Below are 18,737 nucleotides of genomic sequence, written 5' to 3'. Positions count from 1 at the left end.
ATGAATTCCATCAAGATATTTTCCGTGCTCCCCATTTCCACGCTGACCGGCTCTCTCCGCGCCCCGTTGTCCGCCCTGGTGGACGATAGCCGCAAGGTGCAGTCGGACTGCTGCTATGTGGCGTTGCGCGGTGCCCGTGCGGATGGGCACGACTGGATCGAGGAAGCCGTGCGGAAGGGTGCGCGCGCCATCGTGGCCGAACGTTCCTGCCCCGAGTGGGCGAGGGAACAGGGTGTCGTGTGGGTGCAGGTGCCGGATACGCATGAGGCCGTGGGCTACCTGATGTCCGCATGGTACGGGTTCCCCTCGCAGGATCTGGTGACGCTGGCCGTGACCGGAACGAACGGCAAGACGACGACGAGTTATCTGGCGCATGCCATTTTCTGCCGGACGTGGCTGCGCTGCGGCTTGGTCGGTACGATTCATTACGATAACGGCCGCGAGCGCATTCCCGCCGTGAATACGACTCCCGGGGCCGCTCCGCTGCAGGAGATGCTGGCCCGGATGCTGGAGAACGGCTGCCGTGCGGTGGCGATGGAGGTTTCTTCCCATTCTCTGGTGCAGAAGCGTGTGGCGGGCATGAATTTCCGCGTGGGCATTTTCACGAATCTGACGCAGGACCATTTGGATTTTCACGGTGATATGGAGTCCTACTACGAGGCCAAGAAGTCTCTTTTCCTGCAGATGGCGGCTTCGGGCGACAAGAAGGCTGTGGCGGTGATCAATATCGACGATCCTTATGGACGCCGTCTGGTCGGAGAGTTGTCCGGCAAGATGAAGGTGCGTAGCTACGGTACGCTGGAAGGAGCCGATTTCCGCATGAAGCCGCTTCGCCTGTCGCTGACGGGCAGCGAGTACGAGCTGGCCTATAACGGCAAGACGTATCTGGTGTCCATTCCGCTGATCGGCCGTTTCAATATGATGAATAGTCTTGCTGCGCTGGCAGGCACCGTGTCTGCCGGTATCGGCATCCGCGATGCGATCGCCAGCCTTGCGCAGGCTCCGCAGGTGCCGGGACGCCTTGAGCTTGTGGCGAATGTGGATCATGTGATGTCGTTCGTGGATTACGCCCATACGCCCGATGCGATCGTGAATGTGTGCAAGACGATGAAGGAGCTGTGCCGCGGACGCCTGATTACGGTGTTCGGCTGCGGCGGCGACCGCGACAAGGCGAAGCGCCCGCTGATGGGCGAAGCCGCCGCGCGGCTTTCGGATTACTGCATTGTGACGTCAGATAATCCCCGCAGTGAGGATCCCGAGGAGATTATCGCCGATGTGCTGCCGGGTATTCCGGATGGCAAGAGGCATGCGGTGGTTGACCGTGCCGAGGCGATACGCGAGGCTCTGGCGATGGCAAGGCCCCGCGATATCGTGCTTGTGGCCGGCAAGGGGCATGAGAATTATCAGGAGTTCGCCACAGGGCGCATCGCTTTCAGCGATGTGGCCGAGATCAAGCGTTGCGTGCGTGAGCTGGAGCAGAGCAGCCTCAAGGAGCGCGCTCTGGAACGCGAACGTTCCGAACAGGAGAAGCAGAAGAAAGGCAAACCCCGCCGATGATCCATACATCCCTCACAGCGCAGCAGGTGGTTGATGCGACGGGCGGTGCGCTCGTGGCAGGGGATGCTGCGGCCCGCGTGACGGGAGGGATTTTGACGGACAGCCGGCAGGCGGCGCCGGGTACGTGTTTTTTTGCCTTGAGCGGCGAGAGGTTCGACGGGAACGCATTTGCTCCCGAGGCTTCGCAGCGCGGCGTTTCGGTGGCGGTGGTGAGCCGTGTGGAGGAGGGGTTCTCTTCTTCCTGCGCGGTGGTGCTGGTGGATGATGTGCTGGAGGCTTTGCAGAAGCTGGCGTCGTGGTGGCGTTCGCAGGTCGAGCCGTTGCGCGTGGTGGGGTTGACGGGGTCGAGCGGCAAGACGTCTACGAAGGATTTGCTGCTCGGTGTGCTGGGGCAGGCGTTCCGCGTGACGGGTACGCAGGGCAATTTGAATAATCATATCGGCGTGCCGCTGAGTATTCTCCGCGCCGAGAAGGAGGATGAGGCCGCCGTCTGGGAAATGGGCATGAATCACGCAGGGGAGCTGGCTCCGCTGTGTGCGATGGTGCGTCCGCAGATCGGCGTGATTACGTCAATCGGTTCCGCGCATCTGGAGTTCCTGAAGTCGCGGGAGGCGATTGCCGAGGAGAAATGCACGGTGGCGCGCTGCCTGCCGGAGGACGGTTTCATGATTTATCCGGCGGATTGCGATTTCGTGGAGATGATCGAAGCTTCGACCCGCGCGAAGCTGGTTCCCGTGGGCGGTTCCCGTGGCCTTGTGCGTGCCGAAGGGCTGACGAGCGACCGCGACGGCTGCCGTTTCCGCCTCGTGATCGAAGACTCCGGTTCCTGCGATGTGGCTCTGCCGCTGCATGGCAGGCATATGGTTTCCAATGCTCTTTTGGCCGCCGCCGCCGGATGGTGCTGCGGGATGGATGCGGAGTCGATCGCCCGCGGCCTCGGAGAGGCCCGCCTGACGAAGGGGCGCCTGCGCTGCCTCGATGCGGACGGCGTGACGGTGGTGGATGATACATACAATGCCAATCCCGAGTCGATGAAGGCGGCTTTGGAGACGGTGGCGCAGTTCCCGTGTTCCGGCCGCCGCGCGGCGGTGCTGGGGCGCATGGGCGAGCTGGGGGATGCCGCCGTGCAGGAGCATGCCGGAATCGGTGCGTTCGTGCGCGCCTGCGGATACGATTTGTTGATTGTGACGGGGTGCGACGCCGATACGGCGGCGATGGCCGAAGCCGCACAGGGAGGAAGCGTTCGCGTGGAGCAAGCCTCTACAGCGGAGGATGCCGCTTCTTTGCTGGCTGCCGCCGTGCAGCCGGGGGATCTCGTTTTGTTCAAGGGTAGCCGCTCTTCCGGCATGGAGCGGGTGATGCATCAGGTTTTTCCATCCAGCAAATAAATGATTTACTATCTCAACGAATATTTTTCCTTTCTTGAAGGCGTGTCGCGCCCGGGGTTCCTTTCGATCCGCGGAGCGGCTGCCTGTGCCATCGCCTTCGTGATTTCTCTGCTGGTCGGGCCGAAGCTGATTGCCATTCTGACCGCATTGAAAGCGGGGCAGCCGATCCGGCAGGCTTCCGAGGTGCATAAGCTGGCGGAGCTTCACGGCAAGAAGGTGGGTACGCCGACGATGGGCGGTGTGATGATCGTGGGTTCGTCGCTGGTGGCGACTTTGCTTTGCGCCCGCCCCGACAATCCCTATATCGTCGCCTGCTGTTTCGTGATGGTGGCGTTGAGTCTGCTCGGTTTTGCGGATGATTTCCTGAAGGTGAAGAAGAAGACTTCGGAGGGGGTGCATGGCCGTGTGAAGCTGCTGGTGCAGGGGGTGGTCGCGCTGATTGCGCTGTGTTTCCTGTATTTCTTCCCCGAGTCTGTAGCCCGCACGCCCGTGGCGGAGATGGTGGCTCAGGTGTCCGTGCCGTTTTACGGGACGATCGATTTGGGCTGGTGGATTATTCCTTTCGGCGTGATCGTGATTATCGGTGCATCGAATGCGGTGAATTTGACGGACGGGCTGGACGGCCTCGCTTCCGGCTGTACGATTACTTCGGCGATGGCTTATGCGGTGATCGCCTATATTGCGGGCGATGCCTGCCTTGCTTCGCCCGAGGTGCTGAATGTGCCGCAGCACCCGATGGTGGGTGAGCTGACGGTTTTCGCGATGTCGCTGGTGGGAGCCTGTATGGGTTTTCTGTGGTTCAACTGCCATCCCGCCCGCGTGTTCATGGGGGATACGGGGTCTCTGGCTTTGGGCGGCGCGCTGGGTGCGCTGGCCGTGTGTACGTGCCAGGAGCTGCTGCTGGTGGTGATCGGCGGCGTGTTCGTGCTGGAAGCCGGTTCGGTGATGATGCAGGTGGCGTTTTTCAAGGTGACGAAGAGGATGTACGGCGAGGGCCGCCGTATTTTCCGCATGGCTCCGATTCACCACCATTTCGAGCTCGGCGGCTGTAAGGAAACGCAGGTGATCGTCCGTTTCTGGATGGTTAGCCTGATTCTGGCCATGCTGGGCCTGTGTCTTTTGAAATTTTGTTGAACGATGAATCTTTCCGGTAAAAAAGTGGCGGTTTTGGGTTGCGGGCGCAGTGGGCGTGCCGCAGCTCTTCTGGCGTTGCGCGACGGCGCGGCGGATGTGCGTATTTTCGATTGCTCCGACAGGCCGGAGAGGTATGACGAGGCGGTGCCGACGGTGTTCGCCGCGACGGAAGCGGATGGCCGCGCGTTTGCTGCGGATCTCGTGGTGATTTCCCCCGGTATCGAGGCTGATGTGCCGTGGACGCTGTCGTTCGCCGAGCAGGCGGAGGAGCTGATCGGCGAGATGGAGTTCTCCTACCGCCATTACGAGGGGACGATTATCGGTATTACGGGGACGAACGGCAAGACGACTACTACGTCTCTGGTTGAGAAGATTCTGCTGCATTCCGGCCGCAAGGCGGTGGCCTGCGGCAATTACGGCACGCCTCTTTCCGAGGTGCTGCTGCGCGACGAGGTGCCGGATCATCTGGCTCTGGAGGTGAGTTCGTTCCAGATGGAGACGATTCGCGATTTCAGGCCGACGGTTGGCATTTGGCTGAATTTCGCTCCCGATCACATGGATCGCTATCGCAAGGTGGAGGATTATTTTCAGGCGAAGCTCCGCATGTTCGAGAATATGACGGAGGATCAGGTGGCCGTGGTGCGTGTCGGCGAGAATCTGCCGGGCATCAGGCCCCGCGTGGTCGAGTTCAGTTCGCAGTCGGATGCCGGGCAGATGTGCTACCGCGATGGATGGATCATGGAGGGCGGTACGCCGGTGATCGATTTGCGCGGTACGGCGATGGAGCAGGCGCACAATGCCGAGAATGTGATGAGCGCGACGCTCGCCTGCCGTGCGGTGGGGATTCCGCTTGAGGATATTGTGGAGACTCTGCGTTCTTTCCTGCCGCCCGCCCATCGCTGCGAGACGGTGGCGAATATCGACGGGATTCTGTGGCTGAACGATTCCAAGTCCACGAATCTGCATTCGACGGAGGCGGCCATCCGTTCCCAGACACGCCCGGTCGTGTTGATTGCCGGCGGCAAGGACAAGGGGCTGGATTATTCTCCCGTGCGCGATCTGCTTCGGCAGAAGGTGCGCGCCTGCGTGGTGTTCGGCCAGATTGCCGGGCAGCTGCGCGATACGTTCAAGGATGTCGTTCCCACGGAAACGGAGGAGACGGTGGCCGGTGCCGTAGCGGCGGCGGCCAGAATGGCCGGGCAGGGCGATGTGGTCCTGTTTTCTCCCGGGACCTCCTCGTTCGATCAGTTTACCGGATACGTGCAGCGCGGAGAGGCGTTCCGCGAAGCAGTCAAACATACACTCAACGTCTAAAGCACCCATACGATGATGAAGAAAAGATCCAGATACACGCAGTCCGGCCTGAGCCGGTCCATTCCCGGGAAGCATTTCCTTCGCAACCTGCTGCACGGCCGTATCGGCAGGCATCATACCCGCGTCGAGGATGTGGAAGACGAGACTCCCGGCAGCAAGGTGGTCCGCCTGCTGGTCGTGGTGCTGTTCGTCCATATCGTCGTGATCGGCGGCGTGGCCCTGCACGGCTATTTGAAGGCGGATTCTCCCAAGACGGCGACGGCTTCGTTGATGGGGTCGGTTCCGGCTCCGGTCGTGGCGGCTCCCGCCCGAGTGAATACGGAGGTTCATATTACCGATGCAGCGACGATCGGTGACCAGTCTGCACGGACCCAGTCTGCTGCCGTCGTTCCCGGACAGTCCGTGAATCCGGCGGCCAGCCGTGCAGGTGCTTCCGGTGCGGCATCGGCTCCGGTGCGTGCCGGTTCGGTCTCGCATATGGTCGTTTCCGGTGAGACGTGGCCTTCCATTGCGGCGCAGCACGGCTGTTCCGTGGAGGATCTGCGCATGGTGAATCCCGACAGGGCCGTGCTCGCCAGCGGGATGTCTCTGTCCATTCCGGCGAAGCCCGGCGAGGCCTCCGTTGCGGCCGTGGCTGAAGAAGTCGACGAGGACAAGGGCGCCGTGTACATCATGAAGCCCGGAGATACGCTGGCCAAGATTGCCCGCAAGCACAAGACGACGACGGCCAAATTGCTTTCCCTGAACAAGATGACGGAAAAGGACGCCCGCAGGCTCAGGCCCGGGAAGGAAATCAAGCTGCCGCAATAAGCCGGTTTTGCCGGAACCCAGTTCATGACCTCCAAGATCAGCATCATCCTCGTATGGTCGAGTGTCATCATCCTCCTGACGATCGGGTTGATGATGGTGGCCAGTACCGGCGTGTGGACTGAGGCTGACGGGCAGAAGTACGAACTGCTGACGAATCAGGTGAAGTTCGCCCTGCTCGGGCTGGCGGGCGCCGTAGCCCTGAGCTGTATGGATTACCGCATTTTCCGGCGGTTCATCAAGTGGATATGGCTGAGTTCGGTGGTGCTGCTGGTGTTCTGCTTTCTTCCGGGCATCGGATACGAGATCAATGGGGAATACCGCTGGGTGCGTTTCGGTAGTTTCCAGTTCCAGCCCAGCGAATGCGCCAAGATTTGCCTGATGATGACTCTGGCTCACTGGTATGCGACGAATAAGGAGCAGGCGCGTACGATATTCAAGGGGTTCATTCTGCCGGGGCTGCTGTTCGGCGTGCCGCTGCTGCTGATTCTGGTGGAAAAGGATATGGGTACGGCAGCTTCGCTGGCGGTGGCCGGGTTCGGCGTGATGTATGTGGCCGGCGTGCGCTGGTGGCTGATTCTGGGTTCGCTGGTTGCCGGGGCGTTCGTGCTGTATGCGACGACGACGTCCAGCCCGAACCGCATGCTGCGCATTTACGCATGGGAGCATCCCGAGAAGTACAGTCTCGGTGCGGGGCGGCAGCAATGGCTTTCGATGCTCGCGTTTTCACACGGCGGCATCAAGGGGGCGGGATTGGGAGAAGGCGTGCAGAAGCACGGCAATCTTCCGTTCGCCCATACGGACTTTATTTTTGCGGAGATCGGCGAGGAGCTGGGGTTTGTGGGTGCGATGGGGGTTGTCCTGCTGTTTTCTCTGCTGGCGTTCGGAGGCATTGCTGTGGCCCTCCAGACGCGCGATCCCTTCGGCCGACTATTGGCGGTGGGGATTGTTGCGATTATTTTCTGGCCAGCGATGCTGAATGTGTATGTGGTGACGTCGCTTGTGCCGAATTCCGGCCTGCCTTTGCCGTTTACGAGCTGTGGGGGGACGAGTCTTGTGTTTACGCTGGGTGCGATCGGCATTCTGACGAGTATTCAGAGGTTCTCCGAGCTGCCCCCCGTGCATTACGAAGTCAAACGCCGAGATATTAACGCCAGAGTACGCCCATGAGTCAAACTGAACCACTGACGGTTGTTATTGCATGCGGAGGGACGGGTGGACACCTGTTTCCCGGGATTGCCGTTGCGCAGGAATTGAAGCGCAAGGGGCACAGGCCCATTCTGCTGATTTCGATGAAATCCGTGGATGCCCAGGCATCGAACAAGTACGAGGATCTGGAGTTCCGCCCGGTCGAGGCGATTGCCATGCCGAGGCTGGCTTCTCTGAAGACTTTCGGCTTCGTCTGGAAGCTGGTCCGCACATGGCGTTCCTGCCGCCGCATTCTGCGCGAAGTGAAGGCGGATGTGGTGCTTGGGATGGGAGGGTTCACGTCCCTGCCGCCCGTGCGCGCCGGGTACGGGCTGGGCTTGCGCACCTATGTGCATGATTCGAATGCGCTGCCGGGCAAGGCGAACCGCCTGACGGCACGCTGGTGCGATGCCGTGCTGCTCGGTGTGCAGGAGGCTTCCCATTATTTTCCGAAATCGGAGTGTATGGTGACGGGTACGCCCGTGCGTGCCGAACTGGCGAGGTCGGTGAATGTCGTTTTCGCCCGCGAGGCGTTCGGGCTGGATACGATTCGCCCGGTCGTGCTGTCGATGGGCGGTTCGCAAGGCGCGAAGCAGCTCAATACGCATGTGCTCGAAGCCGCCCGCCGTGACGCTTCGGTGCAATACCTGCTGCTGGCCGGTACTGCGGATTATGAGCGGGTGCAGAAGATGGCTGCGGATTTGCCGCATGTGAAGGTGCTGCCGTTCTGCTCGGATATGGCTTCGGCCTATGCTGCTGCCGATGGCGTGATCTGCCGTTCCGGGGCTTCCAGCCTGACGGAGCTGGCCGCGCTGGGCAAGGCTGCCCTGCTGGTGCCCTATCCCTTTGCCGCCGACGACCACCAGATGCATAATGCCCGCGTGTATGCCGCACACGGAGCCGCCCGTGTGAACGGGCAGGAGACGCTGTCTCCGGAAGTTATTCTTTCCTTTGTCCATGAGATCGTTCTGAATCGCGAGGCTCGCGAAGAGATGGAGTCGGCCGCCCGTGCGCTCTCTTCGGATGATGCCGCCCAGAAGATCGCCCACGTCCTCGAACATTCCACCCTTTCCTGAGTATCATGATTGAACGCCTCCGCCAACGCCTGCTTGACCGCAGCCATCCCGTCCGCATTCACCTTATCGGAGTAGCCGGTTCCGGCATGTCGGGGCTGGCCCGCATGCTGCTGGAAATGGGGCACCGAGTGAGCGGTTGCGACCGTGTGACGAGCGATGAAACGGAGAGCCTGCAGAGCTCCGGGCTCGTTTTTTCCTCCCCGCACTCCGCCGAGGCCGTGGCCGATGCGGAGATCGTGATTTATTCGAGTGCGATCCGCGAGTCGAACGTGGCTTTGGCCGCCGCCCGTGCGAACGGAGCCTTCTGCCTGCGCCGCGCCGATTGCCTGGCCGCCATTCTGAACGGGAAGAAGGGGATCGTCGTGGCGGGTACGCACGGGAAGACGACGACTTCGTCGATGACGACTCATCTTCTCCGCGAAGGCCGCCTGCGCCCCTGCCATTACGTCGGCGCGGAAATTCCCGTGCTGGGGGCGAATGCCCACTGGAACGAGGAGAGCGAGTATCTCGTGGCCGAGGGCGACGAGAGTGACGGTACGCTGGTGAATTATCTGCCGGAGCATAGCATTATGCTGAATATCGAGGCGGAGCATCTGGATTTCTACCGCGATCTCGACCATATCAAGGAGGTGTTCCACCGTCTGGCACGCCAGACGCGGGGCAGGATTTTCTACTGCGGCGTGGATGCCGGGGCGCGCGATGTCGGCTCCCAATACCCGAATTCCGTTTCCTACGGCTGGAACGATACGGATTACACCGCGTCCGATGTGACGGAGATGCGAGGGCGTACGCTGTTTACGGTGAAGTATCGCGGCGAGGAGCTGGGGCGCGTGGAGCTGGGCATTCCGGGCCGCCACAATGTGCTGAATGCGCTGGTGGCCGTCGCCGTGGCTCTGGAGCTGGGCTGCAGTTTTGCCGCCATTACGTCGGGCCTTGCTTCCTTTGCGGGCGCCCGCCGCCGTTTCGAAACGAAGTATCTTTCTCCGAGTTATCGGATTGTGGACGATTACGGGCATCACCCCACGGAGATTGCGGCCACTCTTCAAACGGCCCGTTCGCTGAATCCGAAGCGTCTCGTCGTGCTGTTCCAGCCGCACCGCTATACGCGCACGCAACTGTTGCAGGAGGATTTCGGCAAGGTGCTTCAGGCCGCGGACAAGGTGTATGTGGCGGATGTGTATCCAGCCAGCGAGACGCCTATCGAAGGCATTTCCGGCCAGACGATCGTGGACGCGATGCGCCGCCACGGTCCGGTGGAGACGTGTTTCCTGCCGAACCTGTGCCTTGCCCATCATACCGTGGGCAACGATTTGCGCCCCGGCGATCTGCTGGTGACGCTCGGTGCAGGCAATGTGCATGAAGCGGGTACGAAGATTGCGCGCGATCTCGCCATGATGGAGGATTTGCAGCGCAATGTGGAGAATCCCGTTTGCTGGGCCATTTATGAACCGATGCGCAAGCATACGACGCTCGGTGTGGGCGGCGATGCCCAGTACTGGATCGAGCCGGACAGTTACGCCAATATGCGCGGGGTGGTGAATTTCTTCAAGGATCGCAATATTCCCGTGCATGTGATCGGGCGCGGTTCGAACCTGATCGTGCGCAATGGCGGTATCCGCGGCGCGGTCGTGCATCCGTCCGGCGGCGCGTTCGAGGAGTTGCGCGCGGAAGGTACCCGCATCATGGCGGGTGCGGGGATACGCCTCAAGAAGCTGGCTTCGTTCGCCTCGGCGAACGGTATTGCCGGGTTCGAGTGGATGGACGGCATTCCCGGCCAGGTAGGGGGCAGTCTCCGCATGAATGCCGGAGCCATGGGCGAGGATATGTGGCAAAGGCTCGTTTCCGTGACCTGTCTTGATGAAGACGGCGAGATTCGAGAACACGCCCGCGAGGAGATGACGGAGGCCGAATACCGCAGTATGCCGGATCTGTACCGCAATTTCGTGATGGGAGCGGTGTTCAAGGGCGAGGCGGGCGATCCTGCTGAGATCGAGGCCCGCATGGAGGCGAGCCGCACACGGCGCAAGGCGACGCAGCCGCTGGAACCGAGTGCGGGCTGTACGTTCATGAATCCGCCCGAAGCGCCGGCTGGCAAGCTGATCGATGAGCTGGGGCTGAAGGGCCTCCGCCACGGCGGGGCGATGATTTCACCCGTGCATGCCAATTTCATCGTGAATACGGGCGGCGCGAATGCCGAAAACGTGACGGAGCTGATCGACGTGATCCGCAGGACAGTGCAGGAAGAGCGCGGCATCGCGCTCCGCACGGAAGTGCAGGCGATCGGAGACCGCGAAGCCCAGTTCTGATTTTTCCCCAAGCAAGGCGATATTTCCATGATCCGATACACCATCATACGCGATGACCTGCTTCGATGCGCGGAGGCGCAGTTCGAAACGCAGCAGCGCCGTATTCATTGGATTGTCGTGGGAATCATGATCGCCCTGTTTGTTCTGGGCGCCGTGTGCCTTCTTCTTTTTCTTCTGCACGAGCAGGACAGGAAAGCGGAATGGGTGCAGACTGTGCTGGGCGGGCAGGTGCTGCCTCCGTACATCATTGTTTTCGGTGCGAGTATATGCATCATGATTGTTCGCAGGAAGCAGTATGCCGCGCAATTCAGCTGGGAGAGAAGCAGGCAGACCGCTTCCTATCGGAAACATCTGTCGGCGCATTTGCTGCGGAAGGTGCCGGAAGGCGCATGCTCCGGCGGAGTCGAATTCGAGCTGGACGACGACCGCGGCACCGTGTTCGTCGGAGGCCGCGAGAACAGGCATTATCCGCTGCCTGCGCTGTGGAAACAAAAACTCCGTCCGGTGGGGCCGGGGCTTTTTTATGTGCTTTCGCAAGACGGAAGCAGGAAGCTTTACATCCCCATCAAGTACGATTTCACTCAACAACAATGAACAATCTCGCAAAAGATACGGCTATTGCCGTCCTGCTGGGCGGCCCGGGTGCTGAACGCGAAGTCTCTCTCGTCTCCGGGCGGGCGGTGGCTGAAGCTCTGCGCAACGGAGGATTTACGAATGTGACGGAGGTAGAGGTGCATGATACGGCTCCCGAAATCCCTGCCGGTACGGAACTGGCCTACAATATCATCCACGGCACCTTCGGCGAAGACGGCGGCGTGCAGTCCTACCTCGAAGAGAGGGGCATTCCGTACACGGGCGCAGGGTCGCGCGTGAGCCGCATGTGTTTCGACAAGCTGGCGACGAAGGAAGCCATGATCGCCGCCGGAGTGGCGACCCCCGCCTATGAGGTGCTTGTTCCGGCGCAAGACGGATTCGTTCCGAAGATGCAGGCTCCCTGCGTGGTGAAGCCTACCTGTGAAGGTTCCAGCGTGGGTGTGCATATCCTGAAGGCCGGGGACGATGTGGAGGCTGCCGTTCGGGAATCCGCGCAGCATGGGGGCACTGTCCTCATCGAGGAATACATTCAGGGCAAGGAGCTCACCGTGGGTATTCTCGACGGCAGGGTGCTTCCCGTGATCCACATTTGCCCGCGATCGGGTTTCTACGATCTGAGCAACAAGTACCCGTGGATGAATCTCGGCGGAGGCACGGACTATATTTGCCCGGCTGATCTGCCGGACGATGTGACGGCCCGCGTGCAGGCAGAGGCTCTCGCGGCCTACAAGGCGCTCGGCGTCGAAGTCTACGCCCGAGTGGATGTGCTGCTCCGCGAAACGGACAATCAACCTTTCGTTCTTGAAATCAACACGATTCCCGGCATGACGGGTTCGAGCCTGTTGCCGAAGGCCGCCCAGGCCGTCGGTATCTCCTACGAGGAGCTGTGCGCGACTATTGCCGATTTGTCGTTGAAGCAGGAGCGCTGACCCATTTATGGAAGGTCTCAGCCTTCCGACCGGACAGGAACCATGGCACGCAACTCATACAGGGACGGCCGAAGCGGCAAAGGCAAGGGGATGCACTCCCTGGAGAAGGCCTTGCCGCTGCATGTGCGTTTCCTGAACCGCGTGGCCATGCTCCGGGGCATGCGCCACCTCCGCAAGTGGGGTATCGTCGCTCTGTCTGCCGGGCTCGCCGTCTGGCTCGGGCTGTGGATCAAGGAACAGGTCGATGCCCAAAGCGAGAACTTTCAGATACGGACGGTGGATTATACTTCCGCCGGGATCGTCTCGAAGGAGCAGGCTCTCGAATTGATGGGACTCAAGGGGAATGAAAACCTCGTGACTCTGAATACGGGCAAACTGGAGAAGAAGCTCATCGAATACCCTTTCATCAGTTCTGCCCGCGTGACGGCGGAATTGCCTGCCACGCTGCATGTGGAGCTTTCCGAGCGCGTACCCGTCGTGCGCCTGTTCTGCGAGGATATGGCGGATGCCGACAAGTATTTCATGGATCCGGACGGGGTCGTATTCACCTGCGACCATCGTTTGCATGCCCGCTTTCTGGGCATACCGATCTGGCTGAACCCCTGTGCGGACGGTTCGCGTATCCATGCCGGAGTGCGGCTGGACAAGGACGAGTTCACGCCCATCGTGCGCCTGCTGCGCCTGATGTATGCGCGGGACAACGTGCCGGTGATCCGCGTGATCTCGCGTCCGAAGGAATGGAAACTCGTCGTCGAGCTGGAAACGGGTACGGAAGCCGTATTCGTGAACGACGATACGCTGGACGACCAGATTTCCCGGCTGATTATGGCCCTGCGCCATGCGAAGGAGTCGAAACGCCACATTCGCCACATCCTGCTGGCTCCGAAAATGGGTATTCCCGTGGAATACGGAGACGGCCCTGCCCACGGCATGGAGGATGACGGCGAACTGCCCGAAGGAGAGGAAGAAGACTGAAGCCGGCCCGCAGCTGCGGTGGAGCCGCCGCAAAATGCGGCAGGGCTTTCTTCCGCATTGCGCCGCAGAGTGAAGCATGATAGGATAAGCATCGACATGAACCCCGTGACACTTGAAGGACAGGAGCATTTAAAAGGCAAAGCTTGTTTTCTCGTGCCCAATCAGGTCAATCTGAATGCCCTGATTGAGCTGGAAAAGGCGCTCGGCAAGGACCGGGTCACCTATCTCGTCGAGGAGAGTTTCGCCCCCTCCGTCGATGTTGCCCGCTATCTGCAGAACAAGGACAGCGACGGCATCCTCTTCAACTTCCGCCGCGTTGATCCCATCAGCCTGCGCGGCTCCATTCTCGAAAAAATCGATCAGGGCCGCCACGTCGTTTTCCTGCCGGGCCGCGTTGCCGCCATCAAGGGAACCATGTCGCACGTACCGGCTCCCTTCCTGATGCATTTGAGCGCGCTGCACATTTCCCCCGTGCCCGTGTATGTGGGCTACTTCCGCGACAGCCTGATGAATGCCGCCTCGAATGCGCGGGACTACACCCGCCTTGTCGTCCGCATCCTTCCCAGGCTCGAGCCCGGCCCTGAAGCGGGAGCTCGCCTCCTGCAGGCATGGATGTCCGCCGCTGCGGATGCCTTCGCCGAACTTCCCCAGCTGAAAGGCTCCCTTGCCATGGCTATCGTCGAGGGTATCAAGCAGAATCCGAACGGCCGCGTGATCGACGGCGTGGACGATTCCTCCCTCACCTACGGCAAATTGCTCGGCGTGGCCATCGCCTTCGCCAAGCACCTCAAAACGCTGACGAGCAGCAAGCGCGTCGGTATCATCCTGCCTCCGGGCAAAGGCGCGACCATCGCGAACCTCGCCTGCCTGCTGGCGGGAATCACTCCGGTGAATTTCAACTATTCCTCATCGGAAGACTCGTTCCGCAGCGCCGTCCGGCAGGCGGGAATCGAGCGGTTCATCTCGGCAGATCGCTTCATGCGGAAGCTGCAGAGCTTTCCGTGGCCGCCGCGCCGCGACATCATCTTCATTGAGCAGGAGCTCGTGCGCATCAAGAAGAAAATCGCCGTGTGGGTATTCGCCTCGCGCGTGATGCCTTCGAAGATGATTGCTCGCCTGCTGAAACTTGACGACCGCAGCGGCGAAGACGAAGCCGTGCTTCTCTTCACCTCCGGCTCTTCCGGTGAACCGAAGGGCGTATCCCTCTCGCATTCCAATATTCTGGCGAACCTTGCGCAGTGTTCCTCCCGCATCGTGCTGGACGAACACAGCCGCTTCCTGTGCAGCCTTCCCGTCTTCCACAGCTTCGGCATCACCATCGGCCTGTGGTTCTGCCTGGCGTACGGGCACGATATGGTGACCTATCCCTCGCCGCTGGAGGCGAAGAGATTGTGCGAACTCATCGAGCAGTACAAAACCGTTCTCGTCGTCTCGACCCCCACCTTCGCCCGCAGCATGATGCGCCGTGCGAACCCCGAAACCTTCAAGAGCCTCCGCTACTTCATCGTAGGGGCGGAAAAACTGCCTGAAGACCTCTATCTGGCGTACAAGGAACAGTTCCACATCGAGCTGAACGAAGGCTACGGCATGACCGAGGCTTCGCCTGTCTGTTGCGTCAACCTGCCGGATGCGGCTCCCGTCGAAGGTACGCCGTATTATGTGCCGGGCACCGAACACGGCACCGTCGGCGGTTTCCTGCCGGGCATTGCCATCCGCATCACCGACCCGGAGGACGACGAGAAGCAGCTTCCCTTCACCCACCTCGGCATGATCTGGCTCAAGGGGGCGAACATCTTCAAGGGCTACATCGGCCGCGCCGATCTGAACCCGAAAATCTTCAAGGACGGCTGGTTCAAGACCGGCGACGTGGGACGCATGGATCTCAACGGCTTCCTGAAACTCGAAGGCCGCATGGCGCGGTTCTCCAAGATCGGCGGCGAAATGGTTCCCCACGAAGCCCTCGAACAGGCGTTGAACAAAATCCTGAAAATCGACCCGGAAGACACCGAACGGCACATTGCCGTCGTCTCCATCCCGGACAAGCAGAAAGGCGAAGCCATCGCCATGCTCTCCACACTCCACCGCAACTACCTGCAGCAGGAACTCATCTCCCTGCGCTACGCCCTGATGGGCGAAGGCCTCCCGGCCCTGTGGTGCCCGAGGGAAATCGTCCCTGTGGAAACGATACCCGTCCTCCCCTCCGGAAAACTCGATCTCGCCAACTGCAAACTCCTCGCCTACGAAGCATTGAAAATCCCGGTGGAGAAGGGGCGGTGAAGCAAGGATTATCCTTTTATGGCATTGAGTGTTTCAGAGCTGGTGGCGGAGTTGCGGCGGGCTGTCGAGGGGCAGGTCGGTGATCAGGTGGTCGTGGGCGAGGTGGGGTCGTGCAAGCCTGCTTCGAGCGGGCATGTGTATTTTACGATCAAGGATGAGAGGGCGCAGCTGGATTGTGTGATGTACAAGTTTCAGGCGGCGGCTTCTCGCGTGGTTCTGCGGGAGGGGATGAAGGTGGAGTTGTTCGGCAAGGCGACGGTGTACGAGGGGCGCGGGAGGCTTCAGTTTACGGTGACACGGGTGCGTGAGGCGGGGTTGGGCGAGCTGCAGGCGCGTTTCGAGGCGTTGAAGCGGAAGCTGGCGGCGGAGGGGCTGTTCGATGCGGAGGGGAAGTTGGAGCTGCCTCCGTTTCCGAAGTCGGTGGGGTTGATTACTTCCGCCACGGGGGCGGTGATTCAGGATATGCGGCATGTGTTCGAGCGGCGCGCTCCGTGGATCAAGGTGTTTTTGCTGCCGGTGCAGGTGCAGGGAGCAGGTGCGGAGCATGGGATTGCTTCGGCGGTGCGTGCGTGGGGGCGGTTCGATGAGTTCGGGCTGCCTCCGGTGGATTTGCTGATTGTGGCGCGCGGGGGCGGTTCGCTGGAGGATATGTGGTGTTTCAACGAGGAGGTTGTGGCGAGGGCGATTGCGGAGTGTCCGGTGCCGGTGGTTTCCGCGGTGGGGCATGAGACTGATTTTACGATTGCGGATTTTGTGGCGGATTTGCGCGCGCCGACTCCGACGGCGGCGGTGGAGCTGGTGACGCCGGATGGTCCGGCTCTGGATGCTTGGTTGGAGGATTGCGGGGAGAGGGTGAAGCGGCGGCTTTATCAGGTGTGGGAGAGGGCGGATTTGATGCTCGGTTTGCTGGTGCAGAGGAAGTTCAAGAGTCCTTTGGATGTGCTGAATCCGTTTATCCAGCGGCTGGACGATCTGGAATACGAGTGGGAGGATGCGTGGCAGAAGCGGTTGCAGAGCGGATATGATTGGCTGGACAGGATGGAGCTGGAGTTGAAGGCTCGCCATCCGAAACAGTTTTGCCGGATGATGGGAGAGAGGCTGGATGGGCTGGAGGTGCGGTTGAAGTCGGCTGCGGCGCAGCGATTCGCCGTGGCATCCGGTGCGTTGGAGTTGCTGGCGGCGCAGGTGGAGGCGAGGAGTCCACAGGAGACTTTGAAGCGCGGTTATGCTCTGGTGCAGGGGGAGGACGGTCGGCTGGTGCGCGATGCGGAGCAGGTGCCGGAGGGGACGAGGCTGCGGGTTTCTTTGGCTCGCGGGAAGATGTCCGTGGTGCGCCGGGAGGATGGTGGCGAGGCAGCCGACGGGGAGGAGTTGCAGCCGGACGGCGTTTGATGGCGTAGGTGCATGGTTGCGCCATATTGATGAATTTTATGCGTTTTTTACACATATTGCTTGACTTTGTCCGCAAGTGCATGTATTTACTCCCTCCACATTTAACTTTTCTATTTACGCCATGGCAACAATGCAAGTAATTCTCGCAACGAAACTGGAAGGTCTGGGCTGCGAAGCCGATCTTGTGACTGTAAAGGCTGGCTATGGCCGCAATTATCTGATTCCTCAGGGTCTCGCTTTCGAAGCGACGCCCGCTAATCAGCGCTTCATCAATATGCTTCAGAAGAAGCGTGCCGAACGCGAAGCCGCTGAACTTGAGAATTTCCGCGAAGTTGCTGCCAAGATCGCCACGGAAACGGTCGAAATCACTCTGGAAGCCGGTCAGGCCGGTAAGGTGTTCGGTGCCGTCAACAACCAGATGGTGCAGGAAGCTCTTGCTGCCAAGGGTATCGTCATCAACCGCCACGCTCTGGATATTGAGAAGCCGATCAAGTCTTCCGGTACGTACAGCATCGTCGCCAAGCTTCATCCTGAAGTGGCCGCTACGGTGAAGGTGGTCGTGAAGGTCAACGGCGAGAAGGCTGCTCCCGCTCCTGCCGCCGAAGAGGTTGCCGAAGCTGCCGCCGAATAAAGGCAGTTGTTCCTTTCCTTTTGCAAGCCCGGTTCCGACAGTTAGGAATCGGGCTGCTTTTTTGCCCTTTTTTGCTTCCCTTGCGGGCAAGAAAACTGTATGCTGGCCACGTAGCCAGGCGGGCGGATGCCCGGTGAGGGGAGTTTGAATCCTTACCCATTCCCACGACGATGATTCGGCTTTATATTCAAAACGAGAATGGTATTGAGCGGACGGCGGATATCGAGAATCTGTCCTGCCGTCCGGAGGATATTTTCTGGGTGGATCTGTTGACGCCCGATGCTGCGGAGTTGCAGTTCGCCGAACAGTTGTGCCGTATCGAGATGCCGACGCAGGACGAGATGCGCGAGATTGAGGCGACTTCCCGACTGTATACGGAGGATGGCGCGCGGTTCATGACGACGACGGTGCTGAGCCGGGTGGAGACGGAGGAGCCGATTCTTTCGGAGATGACGTTTATTCTGAAGTCGGAGCGTATTGTGACGATCCGTCATACGGATTCGTATTCGTTCCGCGTGTTTTCGCACCAGTTGCTGCGGCAGAAGCAGGTCTCTCGCGACCAGGTGTTCGTGGGGCTGCTGGAGACGATCGTGGACCGCCAGGCGGACGTTTTGGAGAGGTTTGGCACGGATCTTGATGCTCTGTCGAAGCGGGTGTTTTCGCATCGCCATACGGGGAAGGGTCGCAAGAGAGAGCCGGTGACGCAGGAGATGCGCGTGGTTCTGGAGGATCTGGGTAGTATCGGGGATTTGATTACGCGGCAGCGGGACTGCCTTGTGAACTTGCTGCGCCTGCTTTCGTATGCGAGCAATGCGGAGACTTCAGATCCTTCGCAGCCGAATTTGTATGTGACGCTGCGTCCGATCAGTCGAGACGTGAATTCGCTGTCGGAGTATGCTTCGTTCCTGTCGAGCAAGATCAATTTCATGCTCGATGCGGTGCTGGGGCTGATCAATATCGAGCAGAACGAGATTGTGAAGATTTTCACGGTGGCTTCGGTTATCTTTATGCCTGCGACGCTGATTGCGAGTATTTACGGGATGAATTTCGAGAATATGCCTGAGTTGCGCAGCGAGTACGGTTACGCGAGCGTGCTGGTGGCGATGGCGGTTTCGATTATTTTGCCGCTGCTGTTTTTCCGCATGAAGCGGTTTATTTGATTTTTTACG

General features: G+C 60.3%; 15 protein-coding genes. All 15 read left to right on the top strand.

Translation table 11 applies throughout. The features are described 5' to 3' along the window. Complete coding sequence (locus tag PYTT_RS04715; protein WP_067774550.1) at window positions 1-1,557, top strand: UDP-N-acetylmuramoyl-L-alanyl-D-glutamate--2,6-diaminopimelate ligase; 1,557 nt, start codon at window positions 1-3, stop codon at window positions 1,555-1,557. Further along, a complete protein-coding gene (locus PYTT_RS04710; RefSeq protein WP_067774552.1) occupies window positions 1,554-2,945 on the top strand; it encodes a UDP-N-acetylmuramoyl-tripeptide--D-alanyl-D-alanine ligase in 1,392 nt (463 codons plus the stop codon). The genes PYTT_RS04715 and PYTT_RS04710 overlap by 4 nt, the downstream gene beginning before the upstream one ends. Continuing rightward, the gene (gene mraY / locus PYTT_RS04705) at window positions 2,946-4,079 is read left to right on the top strand and encodes a phospho-N-acetylmuramoyl-pentapeptide-transferase (protein ID WP_067774557.1); all 1,134 of its coding nucleotides are present in this window, start codon (window positions 2,946-2,948) and stop codon (window positions 4,077-4,079) included. 3 nt (window positions 4,080-4,082) lie between these two features. Further along, window positions 4,083-5,393: a UDP-N-acetylmuramoyl-L-alanine--D-glutamate ligase gene (gene murD, locus PYTT_RS04700; protein WP_067774559.1), complete on the top strand. Its 1,311-nt coding sequence runs from the start codon at window positions 4,083-4,085 to the stop codon at window positions 5,391-5,393. A 12-nt stretch (window positions 5,394-5,405) separates the two neighbouring features. Next, window positions 5,406-6,203 carry a LysM peptidoglycan-binding domain-containing protein gene (locus PYTT_RS04695; RefSeq protein ID WP_067774562.1) on the top strand — a complete coding sequence of 266 codons (798 nt, stop codon included), beginning with the start codon at window positions 5,406-5,408 and terminating at the stop codon, window positions 6,201-6,203. A 24-nt stretch (window positions 6,204-6,227) separates the two neighbouring features. Then, a complete protein-coding gene (locus PYTT_RS04690; protein WP_067774565.1) occupies window positions 6,228-7,370 on the top strand; it encodes an FtsW/RodA/SpoVE family cell cycle protein in 1,143 nt (380 codons plus the stop codon). After that, window positions 7,367-8,464 (top strand): undecaprenyldiphospho-muramoylpentapeptide beta-N-acetylglucosaminyltransferase, encoded by a 1,098-nt coding sequence (murG, locus tag PYTT_RS04685; protein WP_083076594.1) that lies wholly within the window; start codon window positions 7,367-7,369, stop codon window positions 8,462-8,464. The genes PYTT_RS04690 and murG overlap by 4 nt, the downstream gene beginning before the upstream one ends. A 5-nt stretch (window positions 8,465-8,469) precedes the next feature. Next, a complete protein-coding gene (gene murC / locus PYTT_RS04680; RefSeq protein WP_067774573.1) occupies window positions 8,470-10,770 on the top strand; it encodes a UDP-N-acetylmuramate--L-alanine ligase in 2,301 nt (766 codons plus the stop codon). 27 nt (window positions 10,771-10,797) lie between these two features. After that, complete coding sequence (locus tag PYTT_RS04675) at window positions 10,798-11,364, top strand: hypothetical protein (protein WP_067774576.1); 567 nt, start codon at window positions 10,798-10,800, stop codon at window positions 11,362-11,364. After that, window positions 11,361-12,293: a D-alanine--D-alanine ligase gene (locus tag PYTT_RS04670; protein WP_067774579.1), complete on the top strand. Its 933-nt coding sequence runs from the start codon at window positions 11,361-11,363 to the stop codon at window positions 12,291-12,293. Before PYTT_RS04675 ends, PYTT_RS04670 begins: the two co-directional genes overlap by 4 nt. A 42-nt stretch (window positions 12,294-12,335) precedes the next feature. Then, on the top strand, window positions 12,336-13,268 hold the full coding sequence (locus PYTT_RS04665) for a cell division protein FtsQ/DivIB (protein WP_067774581.1): 933 nt from the start codon (window positions 12,336-12,338) through the stop codon (window positions 13,266-13,268). Between the two features lie 96 nt (window positions 13,269-13,364). Further along, a complete protein-coding gene (locus PYTT_RS04660) occupies window positions 13,365-15,545 on the top strand; it encodes an AMP-binding protein (protein ID WP_067774582.1) in 2,181 nt (726 codons plus the stop codon). An 18-nt stretch (window positions 15,546-15,563) separates the two neighbouring features. Next, window positions 15,564-16,937, top strand: a complete 1,374-nt coding sequence (xseA, locus tag PYTT_RS04655) for an exodeoxyribonuclease VII large subunit (protein WP_067774583.1) — start codon at window positions 15,564-15,566, stop codon at window positions 16,935-16,937. 130 nt (window positions 16,938-17,067) lie between these two features. Continuing rightward, window positions 17,068-17,568 carry a 50S ribosomal protein L9 gene (rplI, locus tag PYTT_RS04650; protein ID WP_245741072.1) on the top strand — a complete coding sequence of 167 codons (501 nt, stop codon included), beginning with the start codon at window positions 17,068-17,070 and terminating at the stop codon, window positions 17,566-17,568. Window positions 17,569-17,738: 170 nt separating this feature from the next. Continuing rightward, a complete protein-coding gene (locus PYTT_RS04645) occupies window positions 17,739-18,728 on the top strand; it encodes a magnesium transporter CorA family protein (protein WP_067774589.1) in 990 nt (329 codons plus the stop codon). Window positions 18,729-18,737 lie beyond the last annotated feature (9 nt).

It is taken from the genome of Neoakkermansia glycaniphila, assembly GCF_900097105.1.
GTDB lineage: Bacteria > Verrucomicrobiota > Verrucomicrobiia > Verrucomicrobiales > Akkermansiaceae > Akkermansia > Akkermansia glycaniphila.
The sequence above is the reverse complement of the archived record's forward strand: the minus strand, read 5'-3'. Positions and strand labels throughout refer to the sequence as shown.